Genomic DNA, 18,559 nt, shown 5'->3' with positions numbered 1-18,559 from the left:
GGGCTCGCACGCGCGCCCGGCATTGCGAACACTGTCTATTGGAGCCAGTCATGCGTTATATCAGTACCCGCGGCCAGGCACCGGCCCTGAATTTCGAAGACGTCCTGCTGGCCGGTCTCGCCACCGACGGTGGTCTGTACGTCCCGGAAAACCTGCCACGTTTCACCCAGGAAGAAATCGCTTCCTGGGCCGGCCTGCCATATCACGAGCTGGCCTTCCGGGTGATGCGTCCGTTCGTCACCGGTAGCATCCCCGATGCCGATTTCAAAAAGATTCTTGAAGAAACCTATGGCGTGTTTTCCCACAACGCCGTGGCGCCGTTGCGTCAGCTGAACAGCAACGAATGGGTGCTGGAGCTGTTCCACGGCCCGACCCTGGCATTCAAGGACTTCGCCCTGCAACTGCTGGGTCGTCTGCTCGACTACGTGCTGGAAAAGCGTGGCGAGCGTGTGGTGATCGTCGGCGCTACCTCCGGCGACACCGGTTCGGCGGCGATCGAAGGTTGCAAGCACTGCGAAAACGTCGACATCTTCATCCTGCACCCGCACAACCGTGTGTCCGAAGTGCAGCGTCGCCAGATGACCACCATCTTCGGCGAGAACATCCATAACATCGCCATCGAAGGCAACTTCGATGACTGCCAGGAAATGGTCAAGGCCAGCTTCGCCGACCAGAGCTTCCTCAAGGGCACGCGCCTGGTGGCGGTGAACTCGATCAACTGGGCGCGGATCATGGCCCAGATCGTTTACTACTTCCACGCAGCCCTGCAGTTGGGCGGCCCGGCGCGTTCGGTATCGTTCTCGGTGCCGACCGGCAACTTCGGCGATATCTTCGCCGGTTACCTGGCGCGCAACATGGGTTTGCCGATCAACCAGTTGATCGTCGCCACCAACCGCAACGACATCCTGCACCGCTTCATGAGCGGCAATCAGTACGTCAAGGAAACCCTGCACGCCACGCTGTCGCCGTCGATGGACATCATGGTCTCGTCGAACTTCGAACGCCTGCTGTTCGACCTGCACGGTCGCAACGGCGCAGCGATTGCCGGTTTGATGGACACATTCAAGCAGGGTGGCGGTTTCAGCGTCGAACAGGAACGCTGGACCGAAGCACGCAAGCTGTTCGATTCGCTGGCGGTGGACGACGCCCAAACGTGCGAAACCATTGCCGAAGTCTTTGAGCAAACCGGTGAGCTGTTGGACCCGCACACCGCCATCGGCGTGAAGGCCGCGCGTGAATGCCGCCGCAGCCTGGACATCCCGATGGTGATCCTGGGCACCGCTCATCCGGTCAAATTCCCGGAAGCAGTGGAAAAAGCCGGTGTAGGAAAAGCGCTCGAACTACCTGCACATCTTTCTGATTTGTTTGAGCGAGATGAACGTTGCACCGTGTTGCCGAACGATCTGAAAGCCGTGCAGGCCTTTGTCAGTCAGCATGGCAACCGCGGTAAGCCATTGTAACCGGCAAAAGCTGTCACATTTTGAAGCCCGTCTCCTGACGGGCTTTCTCATTTCTGCATGCCACACTTGTCGGGTTTCGTAAATGAAGAGCCGCCCATGAAGGACGGGCGAGACGATCACCAAGGAAGTGGCAATGCTGTTTTTCAGAGGGTTTAAACCAGCCGTGTGCTGGATATTTTTGCTGGGCGCCCTGGGCTTTGGGCAAGGGGTAAAGGCCGCACAATTGGCGACACATGAATCCCGGGAGCCAGCCACCGTCGCACGCATTGAGCTGGATGCTCAGGAGCGGCAATGGATCGCTGAACATCCGATGGTTATCGTCGCATCGGCGCAGTACCCGCTGTATCTGTTCAAGGATGAGCACGGTCACTGGAGCGGTTTGAACAACGATGTGCTCAACCGCATCAGCGCCATGACAGGGTTGCGGTTCGTCCATGAAGAGTCGTTTTCCACCGACCAACTTCTGGAGCGGCTGGAAAGCGGTGCGGCGGACATGAGCACGACGCTGGCAATGAATGACGAGCGCAAGGTGTTTCTGGATTTCAGCCATGCGTTCGGCGGGGCGGGCTGGGTGCTCGTGGGACTGGCAGGTACGCCAGCGTTACAGTCGCTGGAACAGCTTTCGAAAAGAGTCCTGGTGCTACCGACCCGGCACGCCCTGGAGGGTGTAATTCGTCGGGACTACCCGGCGATCGAGCTGCGCTCGGTCAAAACCTACGCTGAAGCTCGGGCACTGGTGGAAAGTGGCGAGGCCTACGCCACCATTGAAAACGAAATCGGAGCGCAGCTCTATCCCTTGGGCCGGCTCAAGGTAGGGCATGCGGTCGAAGGCAAATGGGAGGCTGATCATTTGGCAGTCCGCAAAGGACAGCCGCAGTTATTGAGCATCCTCAACAAGGCGCTCGAGGCATTTCCCCCCGTCGAGTTACGCGCCATGCGCCTGAAGTGGTTGAACGGAATTGCGCCGGTACACGCGCCTTCGGCCTGGCAGCGTATAACCCAGTGGGGCTGTTGGAGCCTATTCATCGTTAGCCTGTTCGGCCTGCTTTCATTGCTTTGGAACCGTCGGCTCGCTGCACTGATCAAGCAACGTCGGGACGCCGAGAAAGACCTCAATGACCAGCTCGCATTCCAGCACGCCTTGATAGACGCCATGCCCGATCCGATGTTCGTGCGTGATCTGGAAGGGCGTTTGATCATGTGCAACAAAAGTTATGAGGAGCGCTTGTCGACCCGTTTCAACCAGGTTCAGGGGCGACAATTGATCGAACTCGATGTCTTGCCCAAAGAGACCGCCGAACAGCTGCACGCCGAGTTCATGGCCCAGCTCGGTACTCGCAAGACTCGCTTCAGCGAACGTCAGTTGATGTTCAAGGACGGCGTCAGGGATATCTACCAGTGGACGGTGCCGTTCTACAGTGCTGACGGTCAATTGCGGGGACTGCTGGGCGGATGGAGCGATATCGGCAAGCGTACAAGGCAGGTATGAAGCGGCAATGCCTGTCAGTCAGGCGTAGAACCTGAGGGAGCGGGCTTGCTCGCGATGACGGCGGTACATTCCAGTATCAATGTTGGGTGATCCGCCGCTATCGCGAGCAGGCTCGCTCCCACAGGGATGTTTCAAATCGTTAACTGAGCGCATTAAGCGTGAATCAGCTGTTTTTTTACTGTCATCTTTACCGTGCATGCTCTAACTACCAGAGGCGCCGGTGCGCCTGCCGTTGGAATCCAGAACTTTCTTCTCGGGCCTGTGGTCATTTACTGTGGACACGCCTCAGGCACTTTGTTTTCGGACTATTGAGTGGTGATCGAGATGGAAAGTATCAGTCTATTGCTCGGTGAGGCTCTGAGCCCGTATCAGGTCAAGTTGACCCCATCGGGTGCCCATGGCGAATGCCTGGTGACATTGAAGAGTACGAGCGGCGCTATCGTCGTCGAACGGACGTTCAATCAGACCCAGTTAACCGATAAACGTCTGCTGACGGATGTCGTCGACGGGCTGCACCGCGACGTGCTGATCGCTGAGGGACGTCTGGAACCCTGTGTCATCGCGGCGTTGCGCAATGCTGCTCAGGACAAGATCCTGGCCAGCCGAAATTGAATTGTTCTTTGTGGGAACCTTCCTGCGCCAAGGTCAGTCAGACCATGTAACAGCAGGATCAAGCATTGTGCTCCGGTGCTTGTAGCTTGTTGTTACTGGTCTTTATATAGGCCACGTTTAACCCCGAGTCGTCTCCCCACTTCTCGGGGTTTCTTTTTGCCTGCGATTTGTCATTGTGCGGCCTGACGCTCGAAAAAGGCCCTGGTTTCTTCCAGGTAGTCCTTGCGTCTTTGCGGATCGAGCCAATCGGCGTACAGCGGGTCCAGGCGCTCGCGGGGCAGGGCACGCAATAGCTGATTGATTTCACTGATTGCCTGTCGCCCCTGGGGCGTATTCGAGCAACCGATGTGCCCGGACAGGTACTTGCCCGTGCCTTTGACCGAATAGAATTCCAACTGCTCATCGGTAATATTTTCCTGACGAGCCTGATAGCGGATTTCCGGCCAGTAACCCAGGACCACCTGCAAACGACCCAGGCGCTGCATCTGCAACAGACTGCCGAGGGCGTTGTTGCCGTAGTGAGGCGTCAGCACGCCGGGCGGCGCCTGTTGCAGCAGCGTGTCGAGGAACTGACCGTAGCGGCGCTCGGCGACCACACCGACCTTCTCTCGACGGCTGGCCAGCAGTGCTGCCAAATCGACTTCATCGCCAATGAGAAAGGGCTCCAGCACCGACCGATCTTCACGTCGAATCACCAGCCCATTGCTGACCGCCCGGAAAGCCGGAATGGAAAAGGCTATCCATTGTTCGCGCTCCTCGCTCCAGATCAGCGAAGGGTCGCAGGTAAAAGATTTTTCATGGAGCATTTGCATGCCACGGGCGCGATTGACCCGCATCAGGGTGTGTTCGTATTGCGGCATGCCGGCGATCAACAGCGGCATCAGTTGATCGATAACCCCCTGGCCTTTTTTCGGGCCTTCGAAGATCGTCACGGGCGGCAGATCGCGCAGCAGCCAGAGCAAATGCTCTTTAGGTTGCGCCAGGGCCGGGGACATCAGCCCCGCCAACAACCCGAGCACCGCCAGCACACGCCCGACGCCGACGTAATCGATTGCGGATGAAAGCAGGCGCTTCAGCTTAAATGGCCCCGTCTTCACGCAACCGTATGATCTGTGCCGGGTCGTAGCCAAGGTCGTGGAGTACTTGCGCAGTGTGTTCACCCAGCTGCGGCCCGACCCATTCGGAGCTGCCGGGCGTCTCAGAGAGTTTTGGCACAATACCGGGCATCTTGAAGTCCTTGCCGTCGGGCAGCTTGGCTTGCAAGAACATTTCCCGGGCCAGGTACTGCGGATCACTGAACATGTCTTCGGCACTGAAGATTCGGCTGGCGGGAACGTCAGCCTGGTTCAGTTGCTCGATCACCGCGTCCAGCGGCAGTGAGTTGACCCAGCGATCGATCACCCCGTAAATCTCATCGCGACGGCTGTCGCGTCCGTCGTTACTGGCCAGCACAGGGTCGTTAGCCAGGTCTTCGCGACCGATGATCAGCATGAAACGCTTGAAGATCGCATCGCCGTTGGCGCCGATCTGCACGTGTTTGCCGTCGGCGCTGGTGTGAATGGAGGAGGGCGTGATGCCCGGCATGATGTTGCCGGTGCGTTCGCGGATGAAGCCGAACACGTCAAACTCCGGGACCATGCTTTCCATCATGGCGAAGATCGCTTCGTACAGCGCCACATCCACCACTTGGCCCAAGCCGCCGTTGACCTCGCGATGACGCAAGGCCATCAGTGCGCCGATCACGCCCCAGAGCGCAGCAATCGAATCACCGATGGAAATCCCGGTGCGCACCGGCGGTCGGTCCTCGAACCCGGTGATGTAGCGCAGGCCGCCCATGGATTCACCCACCGCACCGAAGCCTGGCTGATCTTTCATCGGCCCGGTCTGGCCAAAGCCCGAGAGCCGTACCATCACCAGTTTTGGGTTCAACGCGTGCAAGACTTCCCAGCCCAGACCGAGTTTTTCCAGCACGCCGGGGCGAAAATTCTCGATCAGGATGTCTGCTTCGCTGAGCAGCTGCTTCAGAATCGCCAGGCCATCCGGGTGTTTCAGGTTCAGGGTCAGAGACTTCTTGTTGCGCGCCTGAACGAACCACCACAGCGAGGTGCCTTCATACAACTTGCGCCATTTGCGCAATGGATCACCGCCGTCCGGGGACTCGATCTTGATCACTTCGGCGCCGAACTCGCCGCAAATACGCGAGGCAAACGGCCCGGCAATTAACGTACCCAATTCGATGACTTTCAGACCTGAGAGCGGTTTGTTGGAGAACGGCATGCGAAATCCTGTAGGACAAAGGCTGAGCGGATGCAGAGTTTTAACATAGGCCGACGCTCATAGCCCAAAGTTGATCGCCTTCAATTCGTTGATTGCCGGTTGCATCGGTTAGACTTGCCGCCTTTCCTCGTATCAAGAAGCCCGTTCATGGCCCAGCCGTCCACCACCTACAAGTTTGAACTGAACCTCACCGACCTCGACCGCAGCGTTTACGAGAACGTGAAGCAGACCATCGCCCGTCACCCTTCGGAAACCGAAGAACGCATGACCGTGCGGCTGCTGGCCTACGCCTTCTGGTACAACGAGCAGTTGTCCTTCGGTCGCGGTCTGTCAGACGTGGATGAGCCAGCGCTGTGGGAAAAGAGCCTGGATGATCGTGTCCTGCACTGGATTGAAGTCGGCCAGCCAGACGCCGATCGCCTGACCTGGTGCTCGCGCCGCACCGAACGCACCAGCCTGCTGGCCTACGGCAGCCTGCGTGTCTGGGAAGGCAAAGTGATCCCGGCGATCAAAACCCTGAAAAACGTCAATATCGCCGCCGTGCCCCAGGAAGTGCTGGAAACCCTGGCCAAGGACATGCCGCGCGTTATCAAGTGGGACGTGATGATCAGCGAAGGCACGATTTTCGTCACCGACGACCGTGGTCAGCACGAAGTCCAGTTGCAATGGCTGGCCGGCGAACGCGGCTGATTATTCGCCGCTTGGCCGCGTTACCCGGTTTTATCCTACGTATTCAAGAGAAGCACCTGTCACCCCATGCGCATCGAACCTCGCCTGTTGCCCGACACCCTGCCATTTCTCGGTGATATTCCACCGCTGCTGACCCGTCTTTACGCGGCGCGGGGCGTGCAATCGGAGGCTGAACTGGACAAAAGCCTGGTGCGGCTGATTCCGTATCAGCAGCTCAAAGGCATCGAGGCGGCGGTGGATTTGCTGGTGACGGCCCTGGAGCAACGTCAGCGGATTCTGATCGTCGGCGACTTTGACGCCGATGGTGCGACGGCCAGTACTGTGGGCATGCTGGGGTTGCGCCTGTTGGGCGCGGCGCATGTCGACTATCTGGTGCCGAACCGCTTCGAGTACGGCTACGGCCTGACCCCGGAAATCGTCGAAGTGGCGCTGACCCGCGAGCCGCAACTGCTGATCACCGTGGACAACGGCATTTCCAGCGTCGAAGGCGTGGCCGCGGCGAAAAAGGCCGGACTCAAGGTGTTGGTCACCGATCACCACTTGCCCGGCGATGAGCTGCCGTTGGCCGATGCCATCGTCAATCCGAACCAGCCGGGTTGCGAATTCCCGAGCAAAGCCCTGGCCGGTGTCGGGGTGATTTTCTATGTGCTGATGGCCCTGCGCGCGCGCTTGCGCAGCCTGGGCTGGTACGAGAGCAAGCCGCAGCCGAATATTGGCGAACTGCTGGACCTGGTGGCGCTGGGCAGCGTCGCCGACGTGGTTCCGCTGGATGCCAACAACCGGATTCTGGTGCATCAGGGCCTGGAGCGGATTCGCGCCGGGCGAGCGCGGCCGGGGCTCAAGGCGATTCTTGAAGTGGCCAAGCGTGACCCTTCGCGCATCACCTCCACCGACCTGGGCTTCATCCTTGGCCCGCGTTTGAACGCGGCGGGGCGTCTAGATGACATGAGCCTGGGCATCGAATGCCTGCTCACCGAAGACGCGGGCGCTGCCCGTGAAATGGCCGCTCAGCTGGATGGCATGAACCAGGACCGCAAATCCATCGAGCAGGGCATGCAGCGTGAGGCGCTGGCCCAGCTCAAGGATTTACCGCTGGAATCGATGCCGTTCGGCCTGTGCCTGTTCGATCCCGAGTGGCACCAGGGTGTCATCGGTATCCTCGCCTCGCGTATGAAAGAGCGCTATTTCCGTCCGACCATTGCCTTTGCCGATGCCGGCGATGGGCTGCTCAAGGGCTCGGGGCGTTCGATCCAGGGCTTTCATATTCGCGATGCCTTGAGCGTGGTCGCGGCGCAGCATCCGAACCTGATCAGCAAATATGGCGGCCACGCCATGGCGGCCGGCCTGACGTTGCCGGAAGCGAATTTTCCGTTGTTTGCCGAGGCCTTTGACGCTGAAGTACGCAGGCAATTGCGTGAAGAAGACCTGACCGGGCGCCTGTTGTCGGACGGCACTTTGGCGGTCGAAGAGTTTCACCTGGAACTGGCTCGCGCCCTGCGCCATGCCGGGCCTTGGGGGCAACACTTCCCGGAGCCGCTGTTTCACGGGGTGTTCCAGTTGGTTGAGCAGCGCGTCGTGGGTGAGCGGCACCTCAAAGTGGTGCTGAGAAGTGAATGCGGTTCGGTGAAACTGGACGGCATTGCCTTCGGTATCGACCGTGATATCTGGCCGAATCCGACCATCAAGTGGGTTGAATTGGCTTACAAGCTCGACCTCAATGAGTTCCGTGGGAACGAGACCGTTCAGTTGATGATTGCCCACATCGAACCGCGTTAAGGCCTTCGCGGGCAAGCCTCGCTCCCACAGGATTTGCGCCAACCCTGTGGGAGCGGGCTTGCCCGCGAAAGCGATTTCCCTCACACCGAATCTCTCGGAACCCTCCCTGATCTGCCGATGTCGACTAGGCTCTAAGCACTGCTTGATTATCCTTGTGACGTTTTGTCGAATTTTTTGCCCGCGGGGGCGGGTGCTGCACCTTTTTCCTGTCACTCGTCGACTATTCAAACAGAACCCTGGAGCCTGCCCACTGATTCGAGAGGTGCCCCATGAGTCTGCTGCTTGAACCCTATACCCTTCGTCAATTGACCCTGCTTAACCGCATTGCGGTGTCACCGATGTGCCAGTACTCCAGCGTCGATGGGCTGGCCAATGACTGGCATCTGGTCCATCTCGGTAGCCGCGCCATCGGCGGCGCTGGACTGGTATTCACCGAAGCCACGGCGGTCACCGCCGATGGGCGCATCACTGCCCAGGACCTCGGCCTTTGGAATGATCAACAGATCGAATCCTTGCAGCGTATTACGCGCTTTATTGCTGCCCAAGGCGCCGTTGCCGGCATCCAGTTGGCCCACGCCGGGCGTAAGGCCAGCACGCATCGGCCGTGGCTCGGCAAGCATGGCAGCATCAAGCCGGAAGATGGCGGCTGGATCCCGGTTGGCCCTTCGCCGATTGCTTTCGACCCTCAGCACACACCACCGAAGCAGCTCGATGAAGGCGAAATCGCTGACATTATCCAGGCCTTCGTCGATTCGGCCCAACGGGCACTGACCGCCGGTTTCAAAGTGGTCGAAGTACACGCCGCCCATGGTTACCTGTTGCACCAATTTCTTTCGCCTCTGAGCAATCAGCGGCGCGATCAGTACGGCGGTTCGTTCGAGAATCGGATTCGGCTGGTGCTGCAAGTCACCGAAGCGGTGCGTGCGGTGTGGCCTGAAGAATTACCGGTGTTTGTGCGGGTGTCGGCCACCGATTGGGTGGAGGACGGCTGGAACCCGGATGAAACTGTAGAGTTGGCGCGGCGCCTCAAAGACCTGGGCGTGGACCTGATCGATGTCTCATCGGGCGGTACGGCGGTAAACGCCGAGATTCCTACAGGCCCCGGTTACCAGACCCGTTTTGCCGAGCGTGTACGCAAGGAGTCAGGTATTGCCACCGGCACCGTAGGAATGATCACCGAACCGGCTCAGGCCGAACACATTCTGCGTACCTGTCAGGCCGACATCATCTTCCTCGCCCGGGAGTTGTTGCGTGATCCGTACTGGCCGCTGCATGCCGATGACGATCTGGGCGGGCACAAAGCTATTTGGCCGGCGCAATATCATCGGGCTACCCATCGTGACCAGCCGATTCATGAATCGGATTTGCGTGATTGAATGCGGCTGTAAAACCAAAAAAGCCCCGGTCGTGTTGACCGGGGCTTTTGCATTTTTGTGTCGAGAGGTTTGTCGGCTGTCCTGCCGCCTTCGCGGGCAAGCCCGCTCCCACAAGGATCGGCGGCGTACACAAATTTTGTGAACAACCCCATCACTGTGGGAGCGGGCTTGCCCGCGAAGGGGCCGGTTCAGGCGCCCACTTACCGTCAGGTGTACTTACGCTTATCAGGCGCAGGCGGGAAATACTGGTACAACCAGGTTTCACTCAACGTCCGGTCATTGGTGCGAATGAACAACCGCAGCTCCACCGGAGCCACGCTGTCATTGGTCGGGTACCAGTCAAAAGTAATGCGGTAGCCCTTGATGTCATCGAGCACCAATACGTTGAAGTCCTTCACCTGGCCGTTAGAGCAGGTCACCACCGGCTCGATCCCCGCGCCTTCGGGCAAGCGGTCCAGACCGCCGCCCGTGAAGTCCACGGCAAAGCGTCGCGCCCAGACCTCTGGGTAATGCTCGCCCGGGGCCCAGCCTTCAATGAAGCCACCCATGCCCGAACGGGTCGCGTGGACCCGCGCCAGCGGCGTGCTCACCGGTGGCAGAGCGCTCCAATAGAGCTTGTAGCCGTAGTTGAGGGAGTCCCCGGCCGCGACCGGTTTTTTCGGCGTCCAGAAGGCGACGATGTTATCCAGCGTTTCGCCGGTTGTAGGAATTTCCAGCAAATCGATAGAGCCTTCGCCCCATGCGGTTGTAGGTTCTACCCACAGGCTCGGGCGCTTGCTGTACCAGTCGACGGTGTCCTGATAACTGGCGAACTCGTGATCGGTCTGCACCAGACCAAATCCTTTCGGGTCGGTGTCGGCAAAGGCATTGAATTGCAGGGTGGCCGGGTTATTCAGCGGGCGGCAGATCCATTCGCCATTGCCGCGCCACATCGCCAGGCGATCGGAGTCGTGGATTTGCGGGTGAATGGTGTCGCACATGCGCCGTTCATGGGTGCCGCAGCTGAACATGCTGGTCATCGGCGCGATGCCCAGTTGCTCGATGGCGGTGCGGGCATTGACGTGGGCGTCAACTTCCATCACCACACGCTCGGCCTGGCAATCGATATCAAAACGGTAGGCGCCGGTGGCGCTCGGTGAATCGAGCAGGGCGTACACCAAGAAACGGGTGCTGTCCTTGTCCGGGGTCTCGAACCAGAACTTGGTGAAGTCCGGGAATTCTTCGCGCTTCTTGGCATACGTATCGATCGCCAATCCGCGGGCCGACAAACCGTATTGGCCGGTGGCATCTACCGCGCGGAAATAGCTGGCGCCGAGGAAGGACAATACGTCATGCCGATCCAGCTCCGGAGCCTTGAACAGCTTGAATCCGGAGAAACCCAGATCGCCTTTGAGCTGTTTAGTGTCGACGGTGGTTTTTTCATAGTTGAACAGCGACGGGCGGAAATGCACCTCGCGCGCCAGTCGAGTCTTGGGATCGACGCTGTACATGCGCACCGGTTGCTTGAAACCCATGCCGACGTGGAAAAACTGCACGTCCAGTTGGCCTTTCAAGTCCTTCCACAGCGAGTGATTACCGTCGTAGCGGATCGCGTTGAAGTTCTGCGGCGACATGGTCGCCAGCGTCGGCGGCAGCACCTGTTTGGTGTCCTGATAAGGCTTGCCGGCGAGCTGTTTGGCCTGGCTCTTCAGCGCTTCGAAGTCGAACGCCACGGCGTCTCCATCGGCGGCGCCGCTACCAGCCCAGGCGTTCGCGGCCAACAGACCGGTGGCCGAGAGACCAGTGTAAGCCGCGATGGCCATGGAGGCTTTGAGCAAATTCCTGCGGTGCATAAGTACAACCTGTCGTGAACAATCCCGCGCCGTTCCTGGCACGTGCTGGATCAGAAATAACGGTTCGGACATGCCTTGGCCAAACGCAACGGACCTTAAAGAGATGCCAAATAGCTTAAACCGTTCGGTTGCAGAGCAAAAATGATTGATGGCACAGCGATAGTGCGGCAATGAAACAAGACATTTCAGGTAACGTTTCTCACAGCACTTTCTGATTTATAGGGCATATCTGCTTTTTTCGACTAATTACTCTAAAAACGCTTTTCAGCGCCGATTTAATTTCTATTCTATGAGGCATGACCGGTTTCGGCCCTTCAGGCCGGTGGGTTCAGCAGCCACAAGGCGGCCGCTGAAAGTGATAGGGCGATGCGGTTTTGAAGTTTTCTCTGACATATAGAAGGACATCGTCCATGTCGAAAGTACAAGGCATCACTGAAATATTAGGAATCTTCCCCTGCCTGGCCACCGGTCGGCGAAGGCGTCGGCTCAGTTCGGAGGAGTTAAAGTTGGTGGAGCGGTATCGTGAGCTGTCGGAGAGTGACCGGATTGCAATGCGATATCTGGTGGATGCGATGCGGAGTGTTTCGCGGTTTTAACGGTAGGAGATTGAGTGGAAAACCAAAGGGACGGACTGTAGAAGTCCGTCCCTTTGTGCATCAGGTCAACGGCTACAAATCGTGAATGGCCGTTGTGCCTGCATCAGGTCAGGCATGTCCCGCCATTTGATCCAGGCTTGATGCTGCCAATGCAGAAGCGGCACAGAGATCCCAGCCCACTGCAACGAACTCAGGCTCGGGATGTTTCCCACCGATACCGCGTTCGAATCACGCAACATTGGCATGACCTCATTGCTCAGCCACTGGCGCAGGTTTCGGTTTTCCGGGACGAAATGGTGAACGAGCAGGGCGTACATCCCTGATTCGCTGACCATCAGTGATTCGACCGTTTTGCCGTTCTTCAGCAGCCAGACATATTGGCGTTGATCAGGATCGAGCTTCAGGGTGAGTCGTTGGTCCAGCGGTCGGCCCATTAAGCGACCAAGGTCTTGGACGCAGAACCAGGCTTGGTTAGCTTGCATGATGGCGTGGAGGAATCGGTTGTGACGGGTGAAGACGGTAGGGATGAAATGAGGATGGGTCATGACCTGCCTCCCAGAAGACGGCATAAGGCTGTTCTGGACGAATTTCGAGCCTGCTTAGACATTAAGGTGACTTCCGTTTTGATTGGGAAAGTCGCCACCAACCCTTCGACAGATTGGGTGGCGAACCGAGTGGCGTTCGAAGTCGGGACACTTCCAATCAAAACGGAAGCCGGAAGGCCCGCGCCACACGGCCCGCCATAAAGCAGAACTGAAGGCATGAAATAGCCATAGTTCTATGGGGGCGTGTAAGCACCGTTTTGATTGTTCCGGCTTCGACCCCGGGTCGCTGATTTTGCAGCGACGGGATGAAGACTATCGTTCAGGTGCTCGCGGCGCCAAGTCTACTCTGGCGACGCTTGTTGTAGGAATCGTTGCCTTTACTTGAAGGCCCCATCTGTAGGAATTTCCTGTTTTTGCACGAGGTGCAGGGAGACAGCGCCAAATGAATGGTTTTTCCTATATTTATTCTGCTTTCCGGAATTAAGTGCAGGATTTCTACATGTTGATCGAATTTTCGGTTTCCAATTATCGCTCCTTCCGTGAGGCGCAAACCCTGTCCATGGTTGCGACCCCACGCCTGAGTAAAAAGCGCAATGTATTCAAACCTTCCGTGAGTGGCGAAAAACTACCGGACTTGTTGAAGGTAGCGGCGATTTACGGGCCAAACGCGTCCGGTAAGTCTTCCCTCATCCAGGCGATGGGGATCATGGGACTCCTTCTCGCAACGACCCCATCCTCAAATGATGAACCGCTGCCGGTTTCACCGTTTCGTTTTGATCCGCAGCTCAAGAACGAGCCCAGTTTTTTTGAGTACAACTTCATTCAAAAAGGGCTCCGATATCGGTTTGTCCTGCGCATTACTTCGCAACGGATAGTCAAGGAACAACTGGTCTCCTATCCCAAAGGGAAAGAAACACTGCTGTATGAACGTCGTTTTGGTGATGAGGGAGCAGTATGTTTTTGGTTCAAGTCTTGAGGGGGGGAAAGATGTCCACAACGCCTGGCGGCGTCTGACGAGCCCGAAGGTGTTATTTATTTCGCAGGCCGTTGCGAACAGCAGCGAAGAACTGACTCAGTTGCGAGCGCCGTTTACCTGGTTTCAAACCGGTCTTCTTGTCATTGAGCAGAACAATATGATGGGGCTGTCTGCTGCCTCCATCAGGTTTTTGCAGATTGCCTCGGATTACACAGTCGATTTAAAGGAGTTCTTAAGGGCCGTGGATATTCCAGTGTCTGCTATTCAACTCAATACTGAGGATGCAGATGCTGTTCCGACTAAGAAAAAGCTCACGCTTAAAGAATTCTTCGCGGCGGCCCAAAAAGACAAAGTAACCCTGACACATACAAGTCTTTTGGGAACAGCAGAGTTTGATTTTTCAGAGGAGTCCGGAGGCACAAAAAACCTGATTGGCTTTTGGCTGCCCTGGTTCATGATCAATCGCGCAGATGGAAGCGGAATACTGTCTGTCGATGAGTTGGACAGCAGCCTCCATCCTGAAATCGTTGCTGATCTGATCGGGAAACATCTCGATAGCGGATTGGATACTCAGCTGATATTTACCACACACGATACTCATCTAATGAATGCAAAAATTCTGCGGCGTGATCAGTTCTGGATCACTGAGCGCGATGCCAATGGTGCAACCAGTGTTTTTTCCATTCAGGATTTTGAAGGGCGAGAGGGTGAGGATGTCGAGAAGCGCTACTTTGAAGGCCGTTACCGCGGTTTGCCGCTGATCAGGCGGGGGTGACCAATGGTGCACTCGACAAAATCATTTGATCGGAAGAAATCAAGATTCAAGCCTCAGCCCCAAGTGCTGGTTCTCTGTGAAGATAGCAAGTCAGGAAAACGGTATCTGGAGGAAGCCGCCTTTCATTTTCGCGCCAAAGCTCAGGTAGAAATTGCCCACTGCGGTGTCACGCACCCGAGCGGAATAGTAGAAAGAGCCATTGCCCGTCAGAAACGTTTCGACAGAGTGTTTTGTGCATTGGATCGCGATACGCATCAATGTTTTGAGAGAGCGATAGATCTGGCGAAACCCCATCCGAAAATCAAAGTCATAGCATCGTTTCCCTGTTTTGAGTTTTGGCTTCTTTTGCACTTCGGCTTCAATCGAAAGCCATTTAGAGCTGTTGGGAAAAACTCTCCGGGTGACTTGGTGGCCAAGAGCCTCAGAGAAAAGCCGAACATGGATAAGTACCAGAAGGGCAAAGGCATTAACTATTTTGCTCAGCTATTGGGTGAGCCTTTTCAGAAAGCCAGAGCTTTGGCCCCCAAGATCCTTGAGGACGTCGCCATCAGCGGCGAACCCAATCCCAGCACCGAAATCCATCTGCTGATGGATGAATTCGAAACCCTCTCCAAGCCTCAGACGATCTAGATCGGCTCAATGGGTGGTTTTTTGCGTGGGGTCTGGCGGTGCGCGTTGCCGGTGTCCTTCTTGAATTCGTGGTGACGCCATTCGCGGGCAAGTCGGATCGCCGCACCGCTCGCGTCTACAGGCTTTGTGTCGATCAATGAAACGACGCGATCCCTGTAGGAGCAAGGCTTGCCCGCGAAGCTTTTAATGCTTGAACATCACATGCCGCACAACGGTGTAATCCTCCAGCCCATACATCGACATGTCTTTCCCATAGCCGGACAATTTCTGACCGCCATGCGGCATTTCGCTGACCAGCATGAAGTGGGTATTTACCCAGGTGCAGCCGTACTGCAAACGTGCAGACAGCCGATGCGCGCGGCCGACGTCCGTGGTCCAGACCGATGACGCCAGGCCGTAGTCCGAGTCGTTGGCCCAGGCCAGTACTTGCACCTCATCGGTGAACTTGGTGACCGACACTACCGGCCCGAAGACTTCGCGGCGCACGATCTCGTCGTCCTGTTGCACGTCGGCCAGCACCGTCGGTTCAAAGAAGAAACCATTGCCTTCCACCGCTTTGCCGCCAGTGATCAAACGAATATGCGGCTGCGCCATTGCACGCTCGACCAACCCCGTCACGCGGTCGCGATGTTGTGCGCTGATCAGCGGGCCAAGCTCTGTCGATGGATCGTCCTGCAAGCCGTATTTGATACTGCTGACTGCCGCACCGAGTTTTTTGACGAACTGGTCGTAGATACCTGCTTGCGCGTAAATGCGGCAGGCGGCGGTGCAGTCCTGGCCGGCGTTGTAGAAACCGAAGGTGCGAATGCCTTCAACGGCGGCATCGATGTCGGCATCGTCGAAGATGATCACCGGCGCCTTGCCGCCCAGTTCCATGTGCATGCGTTTGACGTTGCCGGCGGTGCTGGAAATGATGTTCGAGCCAGTGGCGATCGAGCCGGTCAGCGACACCATGCGCACTTTCGGATGTGTGACCAGTGGGCTGCCAACCGTAGGACCACGACCGAATACCAGGTTAAGCACACCCGCCGGGAAAATTTCCGACGCCAGTTCTGCCAGGCGCAGGGCGGTCAGCGGGGTTTGTTCCGACGGTTTGAGCACCACGGTATTACCGGCGGCCAGGGCCGGGGCGATTTTCCAGGCAACCATCATCAGCGGGTAGTTCCACGGCGCGATGGAGGCGATCACGCCCACCGGGTCGCGGCGGATCATCGAGGTGTGGCCGGGCAGGTATTCCCCTCCCAGCGCACCGCTCATGCAGCGGTTGGCGCCGGCGAAGAAACGGAATACGTCGGCAATCGCCGGGATCTCATCGTTCAGCGCAGCGCTGTAGGGTTTGCCGCAGTTGTCCGACTCCAGTTTGGCCAGCTCTTCGCCATGGGCTTCGATGAGGTCGGCGAGTTTGAGCAGCAGCAATGAGCGTTCTTTCGGTGTGGTTTGCGACCAGGCTTCGAAGGCGTTGTCGGCGGCCCGCACGGCGGCGTCGATCTGGGCTTCGCTGGCTTCATTAATTTCGACCAGCACACGACCGAGGGCCGGGTTGAACACGGCTTGGGCGGGCCCGTCACCGTTGACGAGTTGGCCGTTGATCAAGAGTTTGGTTTGCATGGCTATGTCCTCATCGAAGCTGTTGTTTTTTTGTCGGAACCGGCCTTTGTAGGAGCGAGGCTTGCCCGCGAAGGCGGCCTCAAGAATGTCAAAAGCTTCGCGGGCAAGCCTCGCTCCACAGGGTCCGGTTTCCACATTGGGAAATGAGTTGTCCGTTATTTCCCGCCACTGCCCGCAACACTTTCGCCACCCCGGGTCAGGTAATAGGCCCCGAGGATCGGCAGCATGGTCACCATCATCACCAGCATCGCCACGACGTTGGTCACCGGCACGTCCCGTGGGCGGCTGAGCTGGTTGAGCAGCCACAGCGGCAAGGTGCGTTCATGGCCGGCGGTGAAGGTGGTGACGATGATTTCGTCGAACGACAAGGCGAACGCCAGCATGCCGCCAGCCAGCAACGCCGAGCCGAGGTTTGGCAGGACGATGTAGCGGAAGGTCTGCCAACCGTCGGCGCCGAGGTCCATCGAGGCTTCGATCAAACTGTATGAAGTGCGGCGCAAGCGGGCGATGACGTTGTTGTAGACAATCACCACACAGAAGGTCGCGTGACCGACGATGATGGTGAACATCCCCGGCTCAATCCCCAAGGTCTTGAAGGTTGCCAGCAGCGCGATCCCGGTGATGATCCCCGGCAGGGCAATCGGCAGGATCAGCATCAGCGAGATGCCTTGCTTGCCGAAGAAATCCCGCCGGTACAACGCCGCAGACGCGAGGGTGCCTAGGATCAGCGCAATCAATGTAGCGACGGCGGCGATTTGCAACGACAGCTTGATCGCTTCCAGCACGTCCGGCCGGGAGAACGCCACGCCGATCCACTTCAGGGTGAAGCCCTTGGGCGGAAAGCTGAACGCCGCGTCTTCGGTGTTGAAGGCGTAGAGGAAGATGATCAGGATCGGGAAGTGCAAGAACATCAACCCGCCCCAGGCGGCGATGCGCAGGCCCAGGGATGCCCGATCTTGAGATGAAGCATCAGAGCGCATCGAAAGCCCCCAGACGTTTGACGATGGACAGGTAAATGGCGATCAGCACGATCGGCACCAGCGTGAAGGCCGCGGCCATCGGCATATTGCCGATCGCTCCTTGCTGGGCGTAGACCATGCTGCCGATGAAGTAACCCGGCGGGCCCACCAGTTGCGGCACGATGAAGTCACCCAGGGTCAACGAAAAGGTGAAGATTGAACCGGCGGCGATCCCCGGAATCGACAGCGGCAGAATCACTTGCATGAAAGTCTGACGCGGCTTGGCGCCGAGGTCCGCCGAGGCTTGCAGAAGCGACGGCGGCAGACGTTCCAGCGAAGCCTGAATCGGCAGGATCATGAACGGCAGCCAGATGTAGACGAACACCATGAACCGCCCCAGATGCGAGGTCGACAGGGTACTGCCACCGACACCCGGAATCCCGAGCACGAACTGCAACACCGGCTCCAGCCCCAGGTGCTGAACGAACCACTGGGCCACGCCGCCCTTGGCCAGCAGCAAGGTCCAGGCGTAGGCCTTGACGATGTAACTGGCCCACATCGGCATCATCACCGCGATGTAGAAAAATGCCTTGGTCTTGCCGCTGGTGTAGCGCGCCATGTAATAGGCGATCGGGAACGCCACGATTGCACTGGCGATCGACACGACGATGGCCATGCTCAGGGTACGCAGGATGATGTCGAAGTTCGACGGCTGGAACAGCGCGGTGAAATTCGCCAGGGTCAGGTCGGGCGTGACCGCCATGGTGAAGTCATCGAAGGTGTAGAAGCCTTGCCACAACAACGTCAACAGCGAGCCGAGGTAGATTGCACCGAACCACAGCAACGGCGGCACCAGCAGCAGCGACAGATACAGGTTCGGCCGGCGGTACAGCAAGTTCGAAAACCGGCGCAACGGCGAGCCGCTTGTCGGGGTTCGAGGGGGCGCCACGCTGTTCAT

Annotated in this window: 15 protein-coding genes and 1 pseudogene; 9 read left to right on the top strand and 7 right to left on the bottom strand. The window is 57.9% G+C overall.

Features of this window, described 5'->3' with window-relative positions; translation table 11 throughout:
* Window positions 1-50 precede the first annotated feature (50 nt).
* From thrC to PSH88_RS25115, 3 genes are all read left to right on the top strand, one after another.
* Window positions 51-1,460, top strand: a complete 1,410-nt coding sequence (thrC, locus tag PSH88_RS25125; RefSeq protein WP_305423290.1) for a threonine synthase — start codon at window positions 51-53, stop codon at window positions 1,458-1,460.
* 133 nt (window positions 1,461-1,593) lie between these two features.
* Window positions 1,594-2,949 (top strand): transporter substrate-binding domain-containing protein, encoded by a 1,356-nt coding sequence (locus PSH88_RS25120; protein ID WP_305423288.1) that lies wholly within the window; start codon window positions 1,594-1,596, stop codon window positions 2,947-2,949.
* Window positions 2,950-3,273: 324 nt separating this feature from the next.
* Complete coding sequence (locus PSH88_RS25115; protein WP_305423286.1) at window positions 3,274-3,561, top strand: DUF3509 domain-containing protein; 288 nt, start codon at window positions 3,274-3,276, stop codon at window positions 3,559-3,561.
* Between the two features lie 170 nt (window positions 3,562-3,731).
* Here PSH88_RS25115 and PSH88_RS25110 read toward each other — a convergent pair whose 3' ends face one another.
* Together PSH88_RS25110 and PSH88_RS25105 are read right to left on the bottom strand one after the other, a co-directional pair.
* Complete coding sequence (locus PSH88_RS25110) at window positions 3,732-4,658, bottom strand: TIGR02285 family protein (protein ID WP_305423285.1); 927 nt, start codon at window positions 4,656-4,658, stop codon at window positions 3,732-3,734.
* Window positions 4,639-5,838, bottom strand: coding sequence for a CaiB/BaiF CoA transferase family protein (locus PSH88_RS25105; RefSeq protein WP_305423284.1), 1,200 nt, complete (start codon window positions 5,836-5,838; stop codon window positions 4,639-4,641). The genes PSH88_RS25110 and PSH88_RS25105 overlap by 20 nt, the downstream gene beginning before the upstream one ends.
* 147 nt (window positions 5,839-5,985) lie before the next feature.
* On the opposite strand from PSH88_RS25105, the gene PSH88_RS25100 reads away from it, so the two are divergent.
* The 3 genes from PSH88_RS25100 to PSH88_RS25090 all read left to right on the top strand — a co-directional run bounded on the left by PSH88_RS25100 (window position 5,986) and on the right by PSH88_RS25090 (window position 9,680).
* Window positions 5,986-6,528: a YaeQ family protein gene (locus PSH88_RS25100; protein ID WP_007940622.1), complete on the top strand. Its 543-nt coding sequence runs from the start codon at window positions 5,986-5,988 to the stop codon at window positions 6,526-6,528.
* Between the two features lie 66 nt (window positions 6,529-6,594).
* Window positions 6,595-8,304 carry a single-stranded-DNA-specific exonuclease RecJ gene (gene recJ, locus PSH88_RS25095; protein WP_305423283.1) on the top strand — a complete coding sequence of 570 codons (1,710 nt, stop codon included), beginning with the start codon at window positions 6,595-6,597 and terminating at the stop codon, window positions 8,302-8,304.
* A 269-nt stretch (window positions 8,305-8,573) separates the two neighbouring features.
* Window positions 8,574-9,680 (top strand): NADH:flavin oxidoreductase/NADH oxidase, encoded by a 1,107-nt coding sequence (locus PSH88_RS25090; RefSeq protein WP_305423282.1) that lies wholly within the window; start codon window positions 8,574-8,576, stop codon window positions 9,678-9,680.
* A 206-nt stretch (window positions 9,681-9,886) separates the two neighbouring features.
* On the opposite strand, the gene PSH88_RS25085 is transcribed toward PSH88_RS25090, so the two are convergent.
* Complete coding sequence (locus tag PSH88_RS25085) at window positions 9,887-11,512, bottom strand: glucan biosynthesis protein D (protein ID WP_305423280.1); 1,626 nt, start codon at window positions 11,510-11,512, stop codon at window positions 9,887-9,889.
* 410 nt (window positions 11,513-11,922) lie between these two features.
* Between PSH88_RS25085 and PSH88_RS25080 the strand changes: the two genes are divergently transcribed.
* Window positions 11,923-12,108 carry a hypothetical protein gene (locus tag PSH88_RS25080; RefSeq protein ID WP_038979098.1) on the top strand — a complete coding sequence of 62 codons (186 nt, stop codon included), beginning with the start codon at window positions 11,923-11,925 and terminating at the stop codon, window positions 12,106-12,108.
* Window positions 12,109-12,173: 65 nt separating this feature from the next.
* Here PSH88_RS25080 and PSH88_RS25075 read toward each other — a convergent pair whose 3' ends face one another.
* Window positions 12,174-12,653, bottom strand: a complete 480-nt coding sequence (locus PSH88_RS25075; RefSeq protein ID WP_305423279.1) for a BRO-N domain-containing protein — start codon at window positions 12,651-12,653, stop codon at window positions 12,174-12,176.
* Window positions 12,654-13,152: 499 nt separating this feature from the next.
* Here PSH88_RS25075 and PSH88_RS25070 point away from each other — a divergent pair.
* Window positions 13,153-14,404, top strand: a pseudogene (locus PSH88_RS25070) (AAA family ATPase).
* 3 nt (window positions 14,405-14,407) lie between these two features.
* On the top strand, window positions 14,408-15,034 hold the full coding sequence (locus tag PSH88_RS25065) for an RloB family protein (protein WP_305423278.1): 627 nt from the start codon (window positions 14,408-14,410) through the stop codon (window positions 15,032-15,034).
* Between the two features lie 183 nt (window positions 15,035-15,217).
* Here the strand turns inward: PSH88_RS25065 and PSH88_RS25060 are convergent, their stop codons facing one another.
* The 3 genes from PSH88_RS25060 to PSH88_RS25050 form a co-directional block, all read right to left on the bottom strand.
* Window positions 15,218-16,642, bottom strand: coding sequence for a gamma-aminobutyraldehyde dehydrogenase (locus tag PSH88_RS25060; RefSeq protein WP_305423277.1), 1,425 nt, complete (start codon window positions 16,640-16,642; stop codon window positions 15,218-15,220).
* A 155-nt stretch (window positions 16,643-16,797) separates the two neighbouring features.
* Window positions 16,798-17,622, bottom strand: a complete 825-nt coding sequence (locus tag PSH88_RS25055) for an ABC transporter permease (RefSeq protein WP_305423276.1) — start codon at window positions 17,620-17,622, stop codon at window positions 16,798-16,800.
* Window positions 17,612-18,559 carry an ABC transporter permease gene (locus PSH88_RS25050; protein ID WP_305423274.1) on the bottom strand — a complete coding sequence of 316 codons (948 nt, stop codon included), beginning with the start codon at window positions 18,557-18,559 and terminating at the stop codon, window positions 17,612-17,614. The genes PSH88_RS25055 and PSH88_RS25050 overlap by 11 nt, the downstream gene beginning before the upstream one ends.

It is taken from the genome of Pseudomonas wuhanensis (genome assembly GCF_030687395.1).
GTDB classification, from domain to species: Bacteria; Pseudomonadota; Gammaproteobacteria; order Pseudomonadales; family Pseudomonadaceae; genus Aquipseudomonas; species Aquipseudomonas wuhanensis.
This window is presented reverse-complemented; position numbering and strand designations above follow the sequence as displayed.

What these genes read in the sequence shown, in the direction of transcription:
- thrC (WP_305423290.1), top strand. Translation starts at nt 51, where the DNA reads ATGCGTTATATCAGTACCCGCGGCCAGGCACCGGCCCTGAATTTCGAA.
- PSH88_RS25120 (WP_305423288.1), top strand. Translation starts at nt 1,594, where the DNA reads ATGCTGTTTTTCAGAGGGTTTAAACCAGCCGTGTGCTGGATATTTTTG.
- PSH88_RS25115 (WP_305423286.1), top strand. Translation starts at nt 3,274, where the DNA reads ATGGAAAGTATCAGTCTATTGCTCGGTGAGGCTCTGAGCCCGTATCAG.
- PSH88_RS25105 (WP_305423284.1), bottom strand. Translation starts at nt 5,838, where the DNA reads ATGCCGTTCTCCAACAAACCGCTCTCAGGTCTGAAAGTCATCGAATTG.
- PSH88_RS25100 (WP_007940622.1), top strand. Translation starts at nt 5,986, where the DNA reads ATGGCCCAGCCGTCCACCACCTACAAGTTTGAACTGAACCTCACCGAC.
- recJ (WP_305423283.1), top strand. Translation starts at nt 6,595, where the DNA reads ATGCGCATCGAACCTCGCCTGTTGCCCGACACCCTGCCATTTCTCGGT.
- PSH88_RS25090 (WP_305423282.1), top strand. Translation starts at nt 8,574, where the DNA reads ATGAGTCTGCTGCTTGAACCCTATACCCTTCGTCAATTGACCCTGCTT.
- PSH88_RS25085 (WP_305423280.1), bottom strand. Translation starts at nt 11,512, where the DNA reads ATGCACCGCAGGAATTTGCTCAAAGCCTCCATGGCCATCGCGGCTTAC.
- PSH88_RS25080 (WP_038979098.1), top strand. Translation starts at nt 11,923, where the DNA reads ATGTCGAAAGTACAAGGCATCACTGAAATATTAGGAATCTTCCCCTGC.
- PSH88_RS25075 (WP_305423279.1), bottom strand. Translation starts at nt 12,653, where the DNA reads ATGACCCATCCTCATTTCATCCCTACCGTCTTCACCCGTCACAACCGA.
- PSH88_RS25065 (WP_305423278.1), top strand. Translation starts at nt 14,408, where the DNA reads ATGGTGCACTCGACAAAATCATTTGATCGGAAGAAATCAAGATTCAAG.
- PSH88_RS25060 (WP_305423277.1), bottom strand. Translation starts at nt 16,642, where the DNA reads ATGCAAACCAAACTCTTGATCAACGGCCAACTCGTCAACGGTGACGGG.
- PSH88_RS25055 (WP_305423276.1), bottom strand. Translation starts at nt 17,622, where the DNA reads ATGCGCTCTGATGCTTCATCTCAAGATCGGGCATCCCTGGGCCTGCGC.
- PSH88_RS25050 (WP_305423274.1), bottom strand. Translation starts at nt 18,559, where the DNA reads ATGAACAGCGTGGCGCCCCCTCGAACCCCGACAAGCGGCTCGCCGTTG.